At 58.7% G+C, this 15,696-nt stretch carries 25 protein-coding genes; all 25 read left to right on the plus strand.

Annotation, left to right across the window (positions count from 1 at the left end; translation table 11 throughout):
* The first annotated feature begins 4 nt into the window (after window positions 1–4).
* The 25 genes from B2828_RS16970 to B2828_RS17090 all read left to right on the plus strand — a co-directional run bounded on the left by B2828_RS16970 (window position 5) and on the right by B2828_RS17090 (window position 15,674).
* Window positions 5–667: a hypothetical protein gene (locus B2828_RS16970; RefSeq protein ID WP_479634963.1), complete on the plus strand. Its 663-nt coding sequence runs from the start codon at window positions 5–7 to the stop codon at window positions 665–667.
* Window positions 664–939 (plus strand): hypothetical protein, encoded by a 276-nt coding sequence (locus B2828_RS16975; RefSeq protein ID WP_479634964.1) that lies wholly within the window; start codon window positions 664–666, stop codon window positions 937–939. The genes B2828_RS16970 and B2828_RS16975 overlap by 4 nt, the downstream gene beginning before the upstream one ends.
* Complete coding sequence (locus B2828_RS16980) at window positions 936–1,169, plus strand: hypothetical protein (protein ID WP_479634965.1); 234 nt, start codon at window positions 936–938, stop codon at window positions 1,167–1,169. The genes B2828_RS16975 and B2828_RS16980 overlap by 4 nt, the downstream gene beginning before the upstream one ends.
* 95 nt (window positions 1,170–1,264) lie before the next feature.
* Entirely contained in the window at window positions 1,265–1,594 is a 330-nt protein-coding gene (locus tag B2828_RS16985; RefSeq protein ID WP_479634966.1) for a hypothetical protein, read from the plus strand.
* An 84-nt stretch (window positions 1,595–1,678) separates the two neighbouring features.
* On the plus strand, window positions 1,679–2,125 hold the full coding sequence (locus B2828_RS16990; RefSeq protein ID WP_479634967.1) for a hypothetical protein: 447 nt from the start codon (window positions 1,679–1,681) through the stop codon (window positions 2,123–2,125).
* A complete protein-coding gene (locus tag B2828_RS16995) occupies window positions 2,122–2,544 on the plus strand; it encodes an ASCH domain-containing protein (RefSeq protein ID WP_479634968.1) in 423 nt (140 codons plus the stop codon). Before B2828_RS16990 ends, B2828_RS16995 begins: the two co-directional genes overlap by 4 nt.
* Window positions 2,541–3,161 (plus strand): hypothetical protein, encoded by a 621-nt coding sequence (locus tag B2828_RS17000; RefSeq protein WP_479634969.1) that lies wholly within the window; start codon window positions 2,541–2,543, stop codon window positions 3,159–3,161. The genes B2828_RS16995 and B2828_RS17000 overlap by 4 nt, the downstream gene beginning before the upstream one ends.
* Window positions 3,162–3,178: 17 nt before the next feature.
* Entirely contained in the window at window positions 3,179–3,514 is a 336-nt protein-coding gene (locus tag B2828_RS17005) for a hypothetical protein (RefSeq protein ID WP_479634970.1), read from the plus strand.
* Window positions 3,514–3,777 (plus strand): hypothetical protein, encoded by a 264-nt coding sequence (locus tag B2828_RS17010; protein ID WP_479634971.1) that lies wholly within the window; start codon window positions 3,514–3,516, stop codon window positions 3,775–3,777. The genes B2828_RS17005 and B2828_RS17010 overlap by 1 nt, the downstream gene beginning before the upstream one ends.
* Window positions 3,774–4,046, plus strand: a complete 273-nt coding sequence (locus B2828_RS17015; RefSeq protein ID WP_479634972.1) for a hypothetical protein — start codon at window positions 3,774–3,776, stop codon at window positions 4,044–4,046. Before B2828_RS17010 ends, B2828_RS17015 begins: the two co-directional genes overlap by 4 nt.
* On the plus strand, window positions 4,025–5,095 hold the full coding sequence (locus B2828_RS17020; protein ID WP_479634973.1) for a hypothetical protein: 1,071 nt from the start codon (window positions 4,025–4,027) through the stop codon (window positions 5,093–5,095). The genes B2828_RS17015 and B2828_RS17020 overlap by 22 nt, the downstream gene beginning before the upstream one ends.
* A 19-nt stretch (window positions 5,096–5,114) precedes the next feature.
* Window positions 5,115–5,426, plus strand: a complete 312-nt coding sequence (locus tag B2828_RS17025) for a hypothetical protein (protein WP_479634974.1) — start codon at window positions 5,115–5,117, stop codon at window positions 5,424–5,426.
* Between the two features lie 68 nt (window positions 5,427–5,494).
* Complete coding sequence (locus B2828_RS17030; RefSeq protein WP_479634975.1) at window positions 5,495–5,740, plus strand: hypothetical protein; 246 nt, start codon at window positions 5,495–5,497, stop codon at window positions 5,738–5,740.
* A gap of 1 nt (window position 5,741) precedes the next feature.
* On the plus strand, window positions 5,742–6,089 hold the full coding sequence (locus B2828_RS17035; RefSeq protein ID WP_479634976.1) for a hypothetical protein: 348 nt from the start codon (window positions 5,742–5,744) through the stop codon (window positions 6,087–6,089).
* Between the two features lie 2 nt (window positions 6,090–6,091).
* Window positions 6,092–6,445, plus strand: coding sequence for a hypothetical protein (locus B2828_RS17040; protein ID WP_479634977.1), 354 nt, complete (start codon window positions 6,092–6,094; stop codon window positions 6,443–6,445).
* A 62-nt stretch (window positions 6,446–6,507) separates the two neighbouring features.
* Window positions 6,508–7,236: a hypothetical protein gene (locus B2828_RS17045; RefSeq protein ID WP_479634978.1), complete on the plus strand. Its 729-nt coding sequence runs from the start codon at window positions 6,508–6,510 to the stop codon at window positions 7,234–7,236.
* Window positions 7,197–7,862 (plus strand): hypothetical protein, encoded by a 666-nt coding sequence (locus B2828_RS17050; RefSeq protein WP_479634979.1) that lies wholly within the window; start codon window positions 7,197–7,199, stop codon window positions 7,860–7,862. Before B2828_RS17045 ends, B2828_RS17050 begins: the two co-directional genes overlap by 40 nt.
* A 108-nt stretch (window positions 7,863–7,970) precedes the next feature.
* Window positions 7,971–8,741: a hypothetical protein gene (locus tag B2828_RS17055; RefSeq protein ID WP_479634980.1), complete on the plus strand. Its 771-nt coding sequence runs from the start codon at window positions 7,971–7,973 to the stop codon at window positions 8,739–8,741.
* On the plus strand, window positions 8,741–10,729 hold the full coding sequence (locus B2828_RS17060; protein ID WP_479634981.1) for a terminase gpA endonuclease subunit: 1,989 nt from the start codon (window positions 8,741–8,743) through the stop codon (window positions 10,727–10,729). The genes B2828_RS17055 and B2828_RS17060 overlap by 1 nt, the downstream gene beginning before the upstream one ends.
* Window positions 10,730–10,848: 119 nt before the next feature.
* Window positions 10,849–11,076: a hypothetical protein gene (locus B2828_RS17065; RefSeq protein WP_479634982.1), complete on the plus strand. Its 228-nt coding sequence runs from the start codon at window positions 10,849–10,851 to the stop codon at window positions 11,074–11,076.
* Between the two features lie 160 nt (window positions 11,077–11,236).
* The gene (locus tag B2828_RS17070) at window positions 11,237–11,515 is read left to right on the plus strand and encodes a hypothetical protein (RefSeq protein WP_479634983.1); all 279 of its coding nucleotides are present in this window, start codon (window positions 11,237–11,239) and stop codon (window positions 11,513–11,515) included.
* Window positions 11,512–13,074, plus strand: coding sequence for a phage portal protein (locus tag B2828_RS17075; protein ID WP_479634984.1), 1,563 nt, complete (start codon window positions 11,512–11,514; stop codon window positions 13,072–13,074). The genes B2828_RS17070 and B2828_RS17075 overlap by 4 nt, the downstream gene beginning before the upstream one ends.
* Window positions 13,075–13,086: 12 nt before the next feature.
* The gene (locus B2828_RS17080; RefSeq protein ID WP_479634985.1) at window positions 13,087–14,019 is read left to right on the plus strand and encodes a S49 family peptidase; all 933 of its coding nucleotides are present in this window, start codon (window positions 13,087–13,089) and stop codon (window positions 14,017–14,019) included.
* A gap of 210 nt (window positions 14,020–14,229) precedes the next feature.
* Window positions 14,230–14,691 (plus strand): hypothetical protein, encoded by a 462-nt coding sequence (locus tag B2828_RS17085; protein WP_479634986.1) that lies wholly within the window; start codon window positions 14,230–14,232, stop codon window positions 14,689–14,691.
* Between the two features lie 59 nt (window positions 14,692–14,750).
* On the plus strand, window positions 14,751–15,674 hold the full coding sequence (locus B2828_RS17090) for a hypothetical protein (RefSeq protein WP_479634987.1): 924 nt from the start codon (window positions 14,751–14,753) through the stop codon (window positions 15,672–15,674).
* Window positions 15,675–15,696 lie beyond the last annotated feature (22 nt).

Raw genomic sequence — 15,696 nt, forward strand, 5'->3', positions numbered from 1 at the left:
AGCCATGGGCAAGCAACTCGAAGAGGCGCGCTTTCTGGCCATCCTACAGCGCGTATTGCCAGCGGAGGTCCCGGATCCGCACGTGGCAAATTCGGTCTACGAAAAAACGCTCGCGGAGATCCGGCTGTTTAAGAGCCTCGATTCGTTTGAAAAGTTCTGCGAGAAGGGTTCGCTACCCGATGCCGAACCGGCCACGATCGCCGAGTTTAAAGAGCAGCTCGTGGGCAACTTCGGCGAGGGGAAGGTGGAAGTGACGCCGACGACAGACGGCCAGGCGGTGCAGGTGGAGATCGCGCTGCCCGACCACGTGGTCAACCATTCGGTAAAGGTGATCCCGCCGGATCAAGACGACGGCGCCGCCGAGGCCCCCTATGTCCCGTTCCCCGTGGCGATGCCCGGAGATCCCGACCTGGTCTGGTGCCTGGCGCGCCGCGAAAACCTGGGCCCCGATGAGGCCGTCCGAGCGCTGTTCAATATCCAGGCGGAATTCTGGGCCACGAAGAAGGGCCAGATATTGCAGCGCGACGGCGTCGACCAGAGCTTCAGCGAGTTCATCTCCAACGTTCCGGCGGCCGCCCTGGCCGAGAGCGGAATTAAGCGGTACCACAAGGACCCGGAGACGCTGAAAGTGCTCGTCCTGGGCGAACCGGAGGGTGAAATCGAATGAGCCTACAGCTTCTCAAGTGCGCGGCGATCTCTGCCAAGCTCAAGGAAACCCAGGAAAGCATGCACGCCTTTTTCGGCACGCGCTGGCCACGGAAAAAGGAAGAGGCGCTGCGCGTCATCGTGGCGGTGATGAAGCAGGAACATTGCCAGGTCCTGGCGGCCGCACAAAAAGCCGCGAACTGGGCCATGAATGAGAATAAGGCGCTCTTCGCCGCGATCGTCCTCGCGGCGGCAGTGGATGTTATCGAAAGCGGAGAGGAGCTGGCAGCATGACAAAGATCGAAATAACCATCGAAACACAGCCTACCGAAAACGGAACGACAGTAGCTGTGAATTTCACATCGCGCAGTCACGGGAACGTTTCCTCCATCGAAGCCGCCCATGCCAAGTATGTCATCGCCAGCTTTCTCGCCGCACACCGGCAGCTTCCCCAAAAGATGAACGGGGATGGCGTGAAATGCGACTACGGCGAAGTCATCACCACCCCTCCTCCAAAGCCTTGAATTTCACATAGCCAGGGAACGCGAAGTCTTTGGCGTTTAGCGTAGCAGCCCGCGCGGAAGGGGCTCTTTTAAAAACCTAAAATCATAAATCAAACATGAGTATTCGAGCCAAAATGAAATGCGTTGAAGTGGAAGCGCAAGAGACCTTCCACAATATCACCCTCCTAGCGGTGACGGACAATTCGCCGGAAAACAAAACGTTCTCGCTGGCAACGCCCGCAGCTTCAGCTTCCCTGAGCATCACGAACCCCGACGCGTTTGGTGCGTTTTTGCCCGGGAAGGAATATTACGTGGACTTTTCGGAAGCGCCGGCCGCCGGAACCGAGGAAGCTCCCGCACCCGATGCCGTGGGGGTCGCCCCCGACACGACCGCCCAGCAGCCCCCGGCAACCGACCCGGCCGCGCCGGATCCCGCAGCGGCTTAAACAACCCTTGAGCGTGGCCCGCGTCCCAGCCGGAGAGCGAACCGGTTGGAGATAATGGGCTCGGGCCCGCTCAGTTCCCCGATTATGAAACTTCCCTACGAATCTGCCCGCAGCGGAGATTTAGCCCTCGCTGAAACACAGCGTATTCTATCAAAGTTTGGGTGCTCCACTTTTGGAATGATGACTGATGTTGAGCGTGGAGCCTCCATTGTCCAATTTCGGTGGCACGAAAAGCAAGTCAGTCTTGAGGCGTCATGGAAGGGATATGCCGCCGCCTACATGAAAGCGCATCCGTGGTCGCCTCGTATGCGCAAATCCAGGGCGCAATACGAAGCTCTCGCGCTGGAGCAGGCTAAAATATCGGTATGCTCAATTCTCCGGGATTGGGTCAAAGGGCAGGTCACCGCCGTTGAATGTGGGTTGATGGGCTTCGACGCCGCGTTTCTGCCGCACATGGTTCTCCCCAACGGGTACCGGATCGTCGAGTACGTTCAAGAGCAATTTCCGCAGCTCTCTGTGCAAAACCCATGAAAGCCATTTCCATCTGCCAACCGTTTGCCTCGGCGATCGCGCTCGGATTGAAACACATCGAGACGCGGACGCGGCGGATCCATTACCGCGGGCCGCTGGCGATCCACGCGGGCCAGCGCTGCACGCCCGACCTTCGCGCGAAATTCGCCTACGAGTTCCTGTTCCATTTCCGCTCCGCCGGCGTTCCCTATTTCGAGCAGCTCCCCCTCGGCGCGATCGTGGCCGTTTGCGATGTGATCGACTGCCAGCCGACCGAAAGCCTGGCCGATACCCTTTCCGTGGACGAGCGCTCTTTCGGCGACTATACGCCCGGGCGCTTCGGCTGGATCCTCGGGAACGTGCGGAAGCTGGACATGCCGATCTTTTGCCGCGGGTACCAGGGCTTTTTCAACGTGGAGGATTCACTTTTAGCCGCATGACGCAGACCGTTCTCCCATTTCCTGAGTGGCGCGTGCCCGGGTGGGTGCTCTGGTGCTTCCGGATCGCCAACGCCTCGGGTTCGCAATGGACGCGCCTGCTCTTTTACGAGTTCAAGAACAATTTTCTCGACCGCCACGGCGTGCCCGATGGGTGGGATCTCCAGGTGCTTGATAAGCAGTGCTGGACGTGCGGGGGCACGGGAAAGTTCGCGGGCTGGGATGATTGCTGGGATTGTGGCGCTACGGGGATCTACCGCCGCGTGCGCGTAGTGCTATGGCGATACCGGCTCGGCGGCGATGTCTACCATTGCCCGGATTTTACAGGCCCTGACGGCTGGCTCGACCTGACCGAACAGATGAACTTCCCCCGGGAGACGATTGAGCACCTCATTGAGCACCGGCGGCCCAATTGGTGGATCGGCGTCGCCGCAGGCCTGGCGCTGTTTATTCGATATGATCGACCGAAGGCGCTGGAGCTGGTGCGCCACGTGAACCGCGAAGGTTATCAACATATTATTCCCACATGGTGGGTACGCCGCGTTTGGTGGCCGCTGCGCTCCAAATGGGCGCAGCTCGTCGACTGGGTAAAATTCCATGGGGAGGACGTACCATTTTAAATTTGAAGGAGAACAAGATGTCTACTGCCATTCAAGATGATCTTTTCCTGCCCAGGGTGGCGATGCTCCCGACCGAGCATGGAGAAAAGCCGGAGAAATGCCGCGAGGAGGAAGCCAAACCCGGATCAGGCCCGACGTTGATCGGACTTCATGATCGCATCAAGTCGGTCTCCGCGAATGGGAAAAAATACGTGGATGTCGATATACTTGAGATGTCGGAATGCCACCGTTATGTGAAAATCTACGCCCGCCTATCGTTTGCCCATTGGTCTGACTGCATGCGCACGCTTTGGGTTAAGGCTTCGGATTGCGTGATGAAATCGCCGCGCCGTAAAAAGAAGGGCAGGGCATAATGGAACAGCCAAACGAGAATCCCTCAGTATTCGGCATCCGAGTCATTCCTGTGGAATCGGTCCAAACGGCTTTTATCGCCACCTCCACGCCTTGGGGTGTCGAGATTGTTTCCCTGGATGGCCGCCACGACTTCATTTCACATGAACAAATCGCCAGGATCACGGATAGAATTAGGAACCGGATGCTGGCCGAGATCGAGGAACGGCTTTTGTTTCCTGGAATGAAAAACTGCACTCCTGAAACGAAGGAATCCGATCAATGAGCGTTAAAAAGTACCAACGCCGAATGGAGAAGTTTTTCGCCAAACGAAAGGCCCAGGTAGAGAAGGTGCTACAGATGCAGGAACGCACCCCAGGAAGCTCGATCAAAGTTAATATCTATTTTGTTTACTTTTCCCATGGGCAGCGCTGGCCCAAGTTTCGCGGCGGCCGAATGATGAGGGGCGTCAAGGGTTTCTGCTCCTGCCGGATCGAATACGTGCCGCCATTTGAGTCTTTCTTAAGCCTGTTATGGAAAGGAGCCATCCGTTGATCGGTGAGCCTACATCGCCCGTTCGTGAAACGGATTTCCTGCGCCTCGAGCAGATCTCGCAGCAGCGGATCGCGGAGTGGGACCTGACGTCCCGCCAGCGAATGCTTGCAGGCTGGATTGTGCGCCTTTCGTTTGGTCGCGGCCGGGAATCATGCCTGGTGCCCACACTGGGGCATTGGCGGCGGCTGACGGGCCTGGACGAGGCCGACGTATGCCGGGCCGTCCAGGGTCTCCAGGAGGCGGGGATTTTGCAGGTGAGCGGGCCCAGGCGTGGCCCGCGGCGTTATACTTTTTTGCCAAATGCGCTGCTTGTGGAGCCGGATCGGGTGGTTGATCCGGAGGATGCGGCGCGGTGTTTGGCGGAACTCGAGGAACTCAATGCGCTAGGGCCCGGATTCGAGCCGGGAGGTCAAAGGCGCTTGGAGATCGTCACCACGGATGAGCGGGTGGACGAAAAGATGGCCGAGGCGAGCCGCGAGCTGGCCGTGGAACGGCAAGATGTCGTCGAGGCGCAGTTTGGCGAGGCCTGGACGCGGAGGATGATGGAGCGCCAGGCCAAGCTTTACGGAGAAAAGCGCGGCGAAATTGGCGAATCGCCAATCAACCGTGAAACTCTGGCTGCAAAAGGGCCGGAAACCGTGAAATTCGCGGCCCGAAAGGCCGGTTTTGGTGAAATTCCGGAGGTGCGGCGCCGGGAGATTGGCGAATCGCCAATGAGGCAGCCTGCGGTTACTCCCGCGAGCGCGCCCGCGTGCGACGTCTACGTAAACGATTCAACGAATAACGTTAAAGACGTCGGCTGTCGGCCGGTTTCAGACGAGGACGTGCGCTTCGCGCTAGAAACGGTGAGGGCGGCGATCCCATCAAGCGACTTCACTCCCTGGAGCCGCAAGTGGGAAAGCCGGTGCCAGTTGGCACCCAACATCATCCTCGAGGCCGTGGGTGATGTGAAAATGATGAACCAACGCCAGCACGTGAAGTGCTGGGGCGCGGCGATCTTCCGGCGTGCGCAGCGCCTGGCGAGGGAACGCGGGATAACTATAAGCTAACTGATAATCGATAAAATATATGAATGAATTTATGTTGAAAACTACGGCAGTGATATTGGCATCGATAGTGGTGATCCCAATGATGGCTCTCTCCATCATACTCGATTCACTGATCCTTGTTAAATTGTGGGAATGGTTTCTCGTGTCATATTTTCATCTTTCCATGATTTCAATTCCTCAGGCGATTGGGTTGTCTGGAATTGCGAAATTCCTGACTTTTAGGAGAACTTACAAGCCTGATCGTGAGCTCAAATGGCATGAAAACTGGCAGGGAATAATCAACGACCTTTTTATTTTTGCGGTCTGCTATATCGCGCATTTGTTTCTATGAGCAACTGTAGCAACAATACAATTCCACCCATCACTGATCCCTTGGGTAAACATTGGATTCAACCGAGCTTGGATAAGATCCTCATCGACGATACCTATGCTTTGATGGCAAGAGCCACGTTTGATTCTCTTGCAGAATACTCAGCGACGATTCCAAGCGGCGTCTACCCTGGCAAGATGTGGAAACGTCATGACGGTTTGTTTGATCCACAATGCAAGCCCGAGGATCGGATGTGGTTTCTGATGTGGTTTGGGGAATGCGAAGACCCTGGCATGTGTTCAAATAATTTCCGTGCGATTCTGATTCTTGAGTAATATGACCAACAACTTTTTAACGGCAGAGACGTTGCAGAAACTTAGCCAGAAGTTGGCCATCGGTGATTTCATTCATGGATTGAGGCTAGTTGAGTCAGTAGAGATGGTGGTGCAATTCCGTTTTCAACGCTCAAAAAAACGGCGGATTCGCAAAAAGTGGGCGAAACGGAAACGAAACTTCAAGCCGCGCCAGGAATGCTTTCTATTGGTTTCCAAAGGAATTGTCATCGTACATCCGGTAATTGCCGCTAAAATCCGTGGCATCATCGATCAGGCTGGATGCAGGCGTGAAACCTTCATCGCGCGGGACGGTAGCACCGGAGCGGTTGGCGCGGCATTTTCATTTTAACTATGAAGCTATCTGTAATCACATTTACGCCGAAAGCTATTATCACAATTTCAAGTGAGGAAATCGAACTCCTGATTGAATGCTCTCGGCTCCATTATGATGCGGTTTGCCGCTCAGCATCGAATGACCAAAACTTTCTGCGCTCGCTCCAGAACGCGGAGGAAAATGCACACGGCCACGGGCATACTCTCACTTTCCGCGAGCTCGATACGCTCGCAAAGATCAGTGAAATCGGCAACTACCTGGGCGGCGAGAAAGGGCAAAAATGTTTTGGAATTCAGCTCCAACTTCACCGAGTCATGAATGAAATGCGGGCTGCGACGCCATCCCCAGTTGCGGCTGATTGGGAAGGGTAAGAAAGCATCAACGCATCCGAATATGTTGATTTTTTAGCAGATGGGCGTAAAAACCACGGAATATGGCAAATCCCTCCGAACGCGATGCAGCCCGCGATTCTGTCTACTGCGAAGCCTATCGGCGGTGGTTTGACTCTTTGCCAGCCGATCAGCGGAGGCGATTGGCAAAGCTCGGCCTGGACAAGCCCGATGCCAGTTACCATGCGGGAAACGACGTCGGGATGCTGGAAGATGCGGCAATGCGCAATGAGGCCAGCGAATGGGGAAACCCGGCGGCCGCCATCGAGGGAGCGATCGAACCGGAGGAGGAGCACGAGATCGATGATGCGTTTTCAAAAGCGCTGGCCTGGGCAACCCAGGGGAAAACGCTGGTGCAGATTGGTCAACGGCTTGGCATCATTCTCCACATCTGGAAACCGGCGCTGCTGCGGGGGTTGCAAATCGAAATCCAGCGGGAGCGCGCGGCGGACTTTTCGCGGGAGCTGGGCGAGGATCTCGCGGACGATACCGGCGCGGCTGGATTATTCCTTGAATGGCTCTCCCGCGGGACGTCGTTATCGCAATGGGGCCAGCGGGTGCTGGCGGCGATCTACGTGCTACGTCCCCAGCTCGTCGGCGCGCCAACGCTCGCGGCGATCGGCGCGCACAATAACAAGACGCGCCAGGCCGTCGATAAGCTGGTTCAGGATTTCCGCGATACTTTCGGGGGTGTAAAAAGCCGGGCGATGCGTCCGGACGAAAATAGAAAACGATGCAAACGCGCACAATTACAGCGAACCTCAAGACACTGACGGCAGAGGCCAAGCGGCTCTGGACGGAAGGGGAATCCATCAACCGGCTGGTCCTTTCCTGTCTGGACAAGTCGCTCGATCGCGCCTGGCGCTTGGGCAAGGTCCTCAACCAGATCAAGGGGATGGTGGGGACAGGGAACTGGCTACTATGGCTGGAGGCGAACTGGCCCGAGCTACACGAACGCACGGCGCAGCGGTTCATGGTCCTCGACCGCGAGAACCCGGAGGCCCAGACTATCGAGGACCTGAGCCCTGATTCGGTGCGCAAGTTCCGCCTTGGCTACGTTCCAGCCAAAGAGCGGCCCGAGCTGGAGGGGGATCAGAGCTTCGCCCGCCAGCCACACTACCTCACGCTGGTCAACGATTGGCGACGCCTGCACCGCCGCATGGAAACGGGCCTGTGTGACCTCGATCCGACCGAGGCGCGGCGTGACCTCAAGCCTGTATTTGACTGGCTCTGCGGCCTCTACGGTATCCCCGTGCCCAAGACAGACCCGGAGGGGGTACCCGGGGGTGGGGTGGTCAAAAATAGCCACCCCCCGGGTAGGGAGTCTCCTACCACCCCCCCGGAGGGGTGCGGTTCTAACGACCTACGCCGTTGTCGCACGCGTCATCCCGGAAAATGAATTGATACCTGATACCTTGACACCCTGGGCAGGGGTGTGAGCGGGAAAAAACCCAAGGTATCAGCAAATGCAACCGCGCGAAAGAAGGTCGCCTCAAAAAAGTTGCCCATGCCGCGCAAGCCTGTTGCCGTCAAGGCGGCGGCCGCTAAACTTGCGCGTCCGGATCCGGCCGCCGCGCGCCGGTACCAGAAAACCCAGCGCGAATACGTCGCGCTTTACGGCGTTTCTCTTCCCACCATCAAGCGCTGGTGGAAAGCGGGCCGCCCGCTCGACGATCCCGACGCCATGGGCGAATACCTCTCGCCGCGCGGCCGCAAGCCGGACAACGCTCCCGACTTCGAATCCCCCTCAATCACGCCGCCGCCTCCCCCCGATGAGAATGGGTTTCCCGTGGATGAGGAAATCCCCATTAAACTCGGCGAGGATTTCTTCAAAGGCGCGGGCGTTCTGGCCGCCATCGAGCGTCTGAAAAAGGCCGAGCGCGAGCGTGCTGCCGCCTACTTCAAGGCCATCTTGAACCGCCAGGCTCCACAGATCCTCGCCAACCGCTTCAAGGAATGGACGGGCCTCATTGAGGTTTTGCGCAAAGTCGAAAAAGACGCGCCGGAGATCCGCAAGCTCAACGAGCTCACCATCGACCGCGCCGAAATGGAGACAGCCGTCGGGCAGATCTTCCAGTCGTTCCGCACCGCCGCGAACAACCTACCCGGGCGCGCCGCCGGCAAACTGATCGGCCTCACGGAACGCGACGAGATCCTCGACGTGCTCGAGCGCGAGGTCGAGGTACTCTTACGCACCCTCACCGATATTACCCTGGAGTCCGTCGACAAGGCGGAAGCCGCCGCGGCTCCCGGTGATGACACCCCGTCGGAAGCCTGATGTTAAATGCCCTAAAAGCCTTCCGAGTCATCGCCGTTTGCGCCACGCTCGCCTTCAAGATCCCGCCGAAAATGCGGATCGCGGATTGGCTCTGCAAATACGTCTCCATCCCGCAGATCACCGGCGCGCTGATGCCGGGCCCGCTCGACACAAAATTGAACCCTCCCTTTGAGGGCCTCTTTGACCTCCTGGCGCAGCGGCACGTCCACTACTTCACCCTGGCCAAATCAGCCCGCGTCGGCGGCACGCTCTTTGCCATCAGCTACGTGCTGCACCAGATCGGCACCGGCGCGCACCCCATATTTTGGCTAGACCCTTCTCGTTCCTCAGCGCGCGCCCTCGCCCGCCGTGAGCTCCAGCCGTTCCTTCTGGAGTGCCCGCCCGTGGCTGAGCAGGCGATCGTCGATCGCGAGCATTGGACCGCCGCCATGATGTTCTTCCGTGGCGGCTCGTTTTTGAAAGTCGCCGGCGCCGGATCCCCGAATGAATCCGCCGGGTTCCAGGCCGAGATCATCGTCATCAACGAAGGCGACAAGGTCCACCACACCACCAAAGGGGAAGCGCCGGCGCACGAGCTGGCCATCGTTCGTTCCAAGCAATTCCGCCACACGCGGAAGATCATCGAAAATTCCACGCCCACCGATGAATTCGGCCCCACCTGGCGCCGGTTCCTCAAAGGCAGCCAGCATTATTGCTACATTCCCTGCCCCCATTGCGGCCTGAAACAGCGCCTCACCTTCTTCCCGGAGGAAAAAGAGGTCCCCTTCGACGAGGAACTCAACCCGCTTCCCCCCGGCCAGGTTCGCATCGAGAAAACCGGCAAGATGTTTTTCGATCATTGCCGCGTCATCGAGCGGCGCGAAGTCGAGCCTGGAAAATTCGAAGACGTCCCCACCGGATGGGATTACGATCGCGTCCTGGCCGAGACCTATTACGAATGCGCCCACGGCTGCCGCATCGAGTACCACGAGCTCAACAAAATGCTCCGGCGCTACAAGTGGGTGCAACACAACCGCAAAGCCCCGCGCGATCACGTTTCGCCCCACTATTGGGCCGCCTACTCCCCGTTCGAGCACTGGGGCGAAATCGCGAAAAAATACCTACTGGCAATCGGCGACTTCGGGGCGATGCACGATTTCTACAACAACGATCTCGGCCTGCCATTCAAAGCCGTGGCCACGGAGGTCGATGAAAGCGACATCCAGCGCCTGGTTAAAGCATCCCCGCACTACCTGCTGCGCACGATTCCGCTCGAGCCGGAAATGATGACCATGACGACCGACGTCCAGCAGCAGGGCAGCGCAAATCCATTCTGGTGGCTCGTCTTCGCATGGGGAGTCGATTGGAGCAAGCCTGACTGGCCCACGTGGGGCGCGCTGGTCGATTACGGCCCAGCAGTGTCCTGGGAACAAATCGAGGAGATCGCCGGGATCCGCGCCGACCCCAAGGGCCACTGGAACGAATACGCCTGGAAAAACCCCATCACCGGGGAGCTGAAAAAGATCCGCGTGGAAGCGGGCCTCGTCGACTCTGGCGACCAGGCTCAGAGCGAGGCCAACGTCTACGAGTTCTGCCTCTCCAACAGCGATATTTTCAGCCCATCAAAGGGCGGCTCCCGCGCCCATCTGCGCGGCCAGCTCATCCGGCTCACGCCGGTCTACGATAACAAGCTCCAGCTCATCTGGTATTGGTCCGACGTCTTTTGCCAGACCGTTTACCGCCGGATCATCAAGGACCGCAAGTTGTGCCGATACCTCCCGGTCGATCTCAACCAGGATTTTTTCGATCAGCTCACCGATGAGCATACCGTCATGGAGAACGGCCGTCTCATCTGGAAAGCCCGCCGGAAAAACAACCACTTGGGCGACTGCTGGAAGCTCCAGGAAGTGTTATCGGGAACCGTCGAGGAAGTCCTCGATGAAATCCGGCTCCGGCGCAAGCTGGCCGAGGAAGCAGCGGCGGAAGTGGCGGCCGCCGATAAAAAATAACGTGCGGTCCCGGGCATCTGACATCCGGATGTTACAGCCTCCCTTCTTCCCGTGCGACATAGCACCGGGGGGATCCGCTTACCCCGGGCGTGGATGTCAATTGACTGGTTGAAAGAGGCATGAGCGATCCAAAAAACAAATCATACATCGTCGTCTCCGAAGAGGAACTTTCCCAGGTTTTCGCCGAATGGGAACGGAGGTTCCGTGAAAAACCCGATGAATTTCAGTCAGAGATGAACCGTCTTGCAAACGATTATAAAACCACAGGCGAGTTTCAGGCCGCCTATCTCGTCAAATTGATTGCAGAGGTTCTCCCCGCAAATTCGAGCGTCGAAGTACCAGAGTAAATGGGCGAGTTTTTACGAAATACGAAAATCTAGTCCATTTTTCGAACACCTCATTTGACACGCCCCCATCATTGTCTAACACCGCGACGAGGCCCGCACCCGAAAGGGTTCCCGGGCCTCGCTCGTTTTCGGGAGGATCGTTGACAGGCGCGGGCGGGGGATGAATGACGCCTTTGTCCAATCGCTCGCCGACATTGCCGAGGAGCGCGGCTCCGAAGCCTTCCTGGTCGAGCTGCGGGATTCCTGCATGGCCAAAATCGCCGAAGGGGGCGGCGAGGTCACGTTCATGAAGCAAGCCGGGCAGAACGGCAAGACTGCCCAGGCGGAATGCATCCTAGATGCCTCCGAACTCCTCGTTGCCGTCACGGCCGCCCTCCGGCTCTTCCGGGACCAGACGGTCACCGTCACTTACGTCGACTTTAGCGGGATGATATTATGAGCATCGGCGGCATTGTTCGCAGCACTATTGCCGGAGCCGCAATGCGCTTCAGCGCCTGGCTCCAGCCCTATTCGGAAATCACGCGGCCCTCTGCCGATCGCGAGAACATTTTCTATTACCTCCCCTCCGATTCCCGGTTCTACCTCGACACCTGGACGCGTCGGGAGATCCTCCGCAAGGTCGATTGGCTCTACCAGACCTTCGGCCTCGTCAAAGAGGCCATTCGGGGCACCGCGCGCCACACGGTAGGCAAGGGCATCTGTCTTTCCGTCAATTCCGATGACGAGGACTTCAACGCGGCCGCCGAGGCCGATTTCGATCTCTGGGCCCTCGCGCCGGCGCGTTGCGACCGCTCCGGGCGCCGGAATTTCTACGAGATCCAGACGCACGCCGTGCGCCAGCGGCTCAAGCAGGGCGAATTCTTCGCCGCGTTCGTCCCCAATCCCCGATGGGATAATGAGCCGTGCCTGCGGCTTTACGACGCGATGGAGATCGAATCCGCACCCGACGAGATCAACGAATATAACATCGACGGCGTCAAGCTCGACCACGATCACAACCCCATTGCCTTCACCGTACGATCCGGCGAAGAAAGCCATTCCGACATTCCCGCCGCAAACATGGTCCACTGGTTCGATGGGGACCAGACCAACCAGGTCCGAGGCGTCTCCGATTTTGCCCAGGCCGTCGTACCACTCGTGGATGCTCGCGAGCTCATCAAGCTCGTCACCAAGACGGCCAAGCAAAACAGCGCCATCGGCCTGCACATTAAGAAACTGGTGAAAGCCGGGGGCCGCGGCGCGCTGGACAAGATCCGCAGCCACATCCAGGCGGGCGGCCCTCCCAACGGCCAGCCAGGCCAGGCGGCCCAGCCCAATCCCGACCATCCCAAATACGAACGCCTCACCGGCGGCGGTGCGATCATCTATACCGATGAGGACGGCGACGTCAAATTCCTGACGCCCAACTCCCCCTCGCCCTTGGTCGAGCCCTTCATCAACAAAGTGCTCATCCGCGACGCCGCCTGCTCCTGGGGAGTTCCCCAGGAATTCTTCTGGGAGGTAGGCCACATCAATAGCTCCAGCTCCCGCTTCATCCTGATGCGCGCCGATGCCCTTTTTTCCACGCTGGGAGACGGCCTGGTCGGCCGTCTCTGCCAGCCCGCTGCCGTTCGCTACCTCCAGCACCGCATCGAGATCGGCGCGCTCGCCGAGCCGAGGGACCCGAAGTGGATGAACAAACTTTCATGGCAGCTCCCCATGCGCGTCACCATCGACAATGGCCGCGACGGCGCGTTGGAGATCAACCAGCTTGCCAATGGCATCGAGAACCTTGCCACCATCAACGACCGGCGCGGCCGCAACTGGCGGCAAATCACGGAACAGTGGTTCCGCGAAATGGCATACGCCTCCAAGCAGGCCAAAAAGCATGGCGTCGATTGGGCGCTCGCCCTCTGGCGGCCCAATACCCCGGGCGCAAAAGGCGGCGAGGCAAACCCCAACGACCTCGAGGAAAAGCTGGAGGACGCCCAGCCCGGCTCCTCCCAAGGTGACAAATAGGAGACCAGCATCATGCGATACGATCGACTCTTCACGAAGCTCTTCCGCTCCCCCCTTTTGCTGGAGCCCAACACCCGCGCCGGGTTCGAGGCCGCCCTCTGGGCCATGATGAGCGGCCAGATCCCGGAGCCGCCCATCCTTGGCGAATCGCCAATGGATCCCACCACTTCGCCCGGGCTGCCCGTGAGGGCTCGCAATCTTCCGATGCGCTTTGACGCCCGCAAGCAAGCCCCCGCCACCGCTCAGAAGCGGGCAGCCTGGCTGCTCGACCCCGGTTTCGGCCGCGACGGAAAGACGGCCATCCTCCACGTCGACGGCGTCATCGACAAACACCTCAGCACATTTGAGGCCTCGTGCTTCGACGCCACGGACCTGAACGACTTCGACCGCGCCCTTGGCCAGGCGGCCGCCGATCCGTCGGTCGATAACGTCCTCATCTATTTCAACTCGCCCGGTGGCACCGTCACCGGCGTACCTGAGAGCGGCTCGAAAATTGCCGCCCTGGCCCAGCAGAAAAACGTCTTTGGCTTTACCGATGGGCTCTGCTGCAGCGCCGCCTATTGGATGGCCAGCCAATGCGACCAGATGTTCTGTACCGCCAGCGCCCAGGTCGGGAGCATCGGCGTCTACCTCGCCGTCCTCGATGCCTCGCGTCAGCTCGAAGCCATGGGGCAAAAAGTCGAGACCATCAAAGACGGCCGTCTCAAGGCCGCCGGCGCTTATTGGAAACCACTAAGCGACGACGAGCGGGCCCATTTCCAGGCCCAGGTGAACCAGATCGGCGAGATGTTCCGCGGCGCCGTCAATGCGAAGCGGCCGTCGGTATCGAATGATACCATGCAAGGGCAGTCGTTCATGGGCAAACAGGCGCAGGAATGCGGCCTGGTCGACGCGGTGCTCCCGGGCATTGAGGCGGCGATCGAGGAATTCGAGCAGACCGTTTAAATAGGCTCTTGCCGGCGCGTCGCTTTCCATGTCGGCGCGCCGACCCTTGGCGGCATTGCGGAGCCACGCAATTCTCCACGCGTTCAGTCATGGAACTGAACCCGGGAACCTGCCGTTGCGGTCGCCGCACCATTTCGAAGACGGGCCCTGTCCGCGAGGGAATAAGCGACGCCGTTTATATACCTTCGTTGACACCCGTTGGCAAACAATATGCCGACGCTCAAAGAATCGCTCGACGAAGCCCTCGAAAAACTCTCCGAAACGGAGTCGAAACTCGTAACCGCGGAACAATCCGCCGTTGATCTCAAAACCAAGGCCGAAAAAGCCGAGAAGGATTTCAAGACCGAGCAGGAGGCTCATACCAAGACCAAGACCGAGCTTGAGGACACCAAAGGCAAGCTCAGCAAAGTCGAGACCGAGCTGGGCGATCTCAAAGCCTCCAACAAAACCGCCGATCAGCGCGTGCGTGAGGAGCTCGCCGCCTCCGGCATCACGATCCCCGCCGCGAAGAATACCCCCGAGGCCCTCAACAAAAACGCCGCGGCCGACGCCGCTCTCTGGGAACGCTACCAGAACGCTTCCCCGACCGAGAAAGCGCAGATGCGCGCTGAACACGGCAAGAAGCTCGATGCCGCCGCCACTGCGTGGGACGCCGAGCACTCCGGCAAATAACCGTTTCTCACCCAGTAATACCACCCTTTTTCAACCCAGCAACCCACCGCTAAACCACCATGGCTATCACAGCTTCCGCCAGTCTGAAACTCGATAAGGTTCTCAACCTTATGCTCGTCGCGTTCAAGCGCCGTCTGGCGCCAATCACGCAATTTTCCACCAAGTTTGAGGCGCGCGAAGTACCCCGCGATCACAATCTGCAGGTACCATTCATTCCCCTTGAACAGATGGATTCCATCGACTTCGACTACTCCAAGGGCTACCAATCTGGTGATTTCAATGTGGAAACCAGACCGGTACCCGTGAATAAGCGGAAATACCAGGTTCTGCAATTCACGATGAAGGATTTGCTGGGACTGTCCGTCGAAGTTCTCGATACATCTCTCGCCGCCAAGGCCGATAAGCTTGGTGCCGACGTCACCGCCGACATTTTGAGCGTCATCAAAGCCGCGAAATTTGGCGACGCCATCGCATCCTATGCCGACGGCGTTTTCGATGCTGATAGCGCCGCCGATCTCTCTGTCAATTGCGGCGCGGCAAACTGGCCGACCGTCAACCGCCAACTGATTGTCGATGAGGTTTGGAGCCGCCAACTCCTCAAAGACCCTGCTCTGCGCAATGCCCAGGCATCTGGCAGCACCGCTACCCTACGCGATGGAATCATCGGCCGCGTTAGCAATTTCGACGTCACTCCCGTACCCAACCTTCCGGACAACGGCGAATCCCTCAAAGGATTTGCGGCGTTTAAATACGGCATCCTCGTCGCCAACGCTCCCATGGAAGCGACCGAGGAGGTCAAGGAACGCCTTAGCGATTACCGGCTCGTCACCGACCCGCAAACTGGCCTCACCCTGGTCTATCGTGCCTGGGGCGATCCCGACATGGATTCGGCGAAGAAAACGATCGAATTCGGATACGGCTATGCCCCCGGCGACGCGAACCAGATCAAACGCCTCACCCTTTCGGCTCCTGCTCAGGGCTAAACGTCTGACCTGAATCCAATCG

It is taken from the genome of Spartobacteria bacterium UBA695 (genome assembly GCA_002298145.1).
GTDB lineage: Bacteria > Verrucomicrobiota > Verrucomicrobiia > Chthoniobacterales > Chthoniobacteraceae > UBA695.

Excerpts from the sequence above, each read along its gene's own strand:
- B2828_RS16995 (WP_479634968.1), top strand. The coding sequence starts at position 2,122 with ATGAAAGCCATTTCCATCTGCCAACCGTTTGCCTCGGCGATCGCGCTC.
- B2828_RS16975 (WP_479634964.1), top strand. The coding sequence starts at position 664 with ATGAGCCTACAGCTTCTCAAGTGCGCGGCGATCTCTGCCAAGCTCAAG.
- B2828_RS17060 (WP_479634981.1), top strand. The coding sequence starts at position 8,741 with ATGTTAAATGCCCTAAAAGCCTTCCGAGTCATCGCCGTTTGCGCCACG.
- B2828_RS16990 (WP_479634967.1), top strand. The coding sequence starts at position 1,679 with ATGAAACTTCCCTACGAATCTGCCCGCAGCGGAGATTTAGCCCTCGCT.
- B2828_RS17065 (WP_479634982.1), top strand. The coding sequence starts at position 10,849 with ATGAGCGATCCAAAAAACAAATCATACATCGTCGTCTCCGAAGAGGAA.
- B2828_RS17020 (WP_479634973.1), top strand. The coding sequence starts at position 4,025 with ATGGAAAGGAGCCATCCGTTGATCGGTGAGCCTACATCGCCCGTTCGT.
- B2828_RS16985 (WP_479634966.1), top strand. The coding sequence starts at position 1,265 with ATGAGTATTCGAGCCAAAATGAAATGCGTTGAAGTGGAAGCGCAAGAG.
- B2828_RS17040 (WP_479634977.1), top strand. The coding sequence starts at position 6,092 with ATGAAGCTATCTGTAATCACATTTACGCCGAAAGCTATTATCACAATT.
- B2828_RS17045 (WP_479634978.1), top strand. The coding sequence starts at position 6,508 with ATGGCAAATCCCTCCGAACGCGATGCAGCCCGCGATTCTGTCTACTGC.
- B2828_RS17010 (WP_479634971.1), top strand. The coding sequence starts at position 3,514 with ATGGAACAGCCAAACGAGAATCCCTCAGTATTCGGCATCCGAGTCATT.
- B2828_RS16980 (WP_479634965.1), top strand. The coding sequence starts at position 936 with ATGACAAAGATCGAAATAACCATCGAAACACAGCCTACCGAAAACGGA.
- B2828_RS17070 (WP_479634983.1), top strand. The coding sequence starts at position 11,237 with ATGAATGACGCCTTTGTCCAATCGCTCGCCGACATTGCCGAGGAGCGC.
- B2828_RS17080 (WP_479634985.1), top strand. The coding sequence starts at position 13,087 with ATGCGATACGATCGACTCTTCACGAAGCTCTTCCGCTCCCCCCTTTTG.
- B2828_RS17015 (WP_479634972.1), top strand. The coding sequence starts at position 3,774 with ATGAGCGTTAAAAAGTACCAACGCCGAATGGAGAAGTTTTTCGCCAAA.
- B2828_RS17050 (WP_479634979.1), top strand. The coding sequence starts at position 7,197 with ATGCAAACGCGCACAATTACAGCGAACCTCAAGACACTGACGGCAGAG.
- B2828_RS17035 (WP_479634976.1), top strand. The coding sequence starts at position 5,742 with ATGACCAACAACTTTTTAACGGCAGAGACGTTGCAGAAACTTAGCCAG.
- B2828_RS17025 (WP_479634974.1), top strand. The coding sequence starts at position 5,115 with ATGAATGAATTTATGTTGAAAACTACGGCAGTGATATTGGCATCGATA.
- B2828_RS17075 (WP_479634984.1), top strand. The coding sequence starts at position 11,512 with ATGAGCATCGGCGGCATTGTTCGCAGCACTATTGCCGGAGCCGCAATG.
- B2828_RS17090 (WP_479634987.1), top strand. The coding sequence starts at position 14,751 with ATGGCTATCACAGCTTCCGCCAGTCTGAAACTCGATAAGGTTCTCAAC.
- B2828_RS16970 (WP_479634963.1), top strand. The coding sequence starts at position 5 with ATGGGCAAGCAACTCGAAGAGGCGCGCTTTCTGGCCATCCTACAGCGC.
- B2828_RS17055 (WP_479634980.1), top strand. The coding sequence starts at position 7,971 with ATGCCGCGCAAGCCTGTTGCCGTCAAGGCGGCGGCCGCTAAACTTGCG.
- B2828_RS17005 (WP_479634970.1), top strand. The coding sequence starts at position 3,179 with ATGTCTACTGCCATTCAAGATGATCTTTTCCTGCCCAGGGTGGCGATG.
- B2828_RS17000 (WP_479634969.1), top strand. The coding sequence starts at position 2,541 with ATGACGCAGACCGTTCTCCCATTTCCTGAGTGGCGCGTGCCCGGGTGG.
- B2828_RS17085 (WP_479634986.1), top strand. The coding sequence starts at position 14,230 with ATGCCGACGCTCAAAGAATCGCTCGACGAAGCCCTCGAAAAACTCTCC.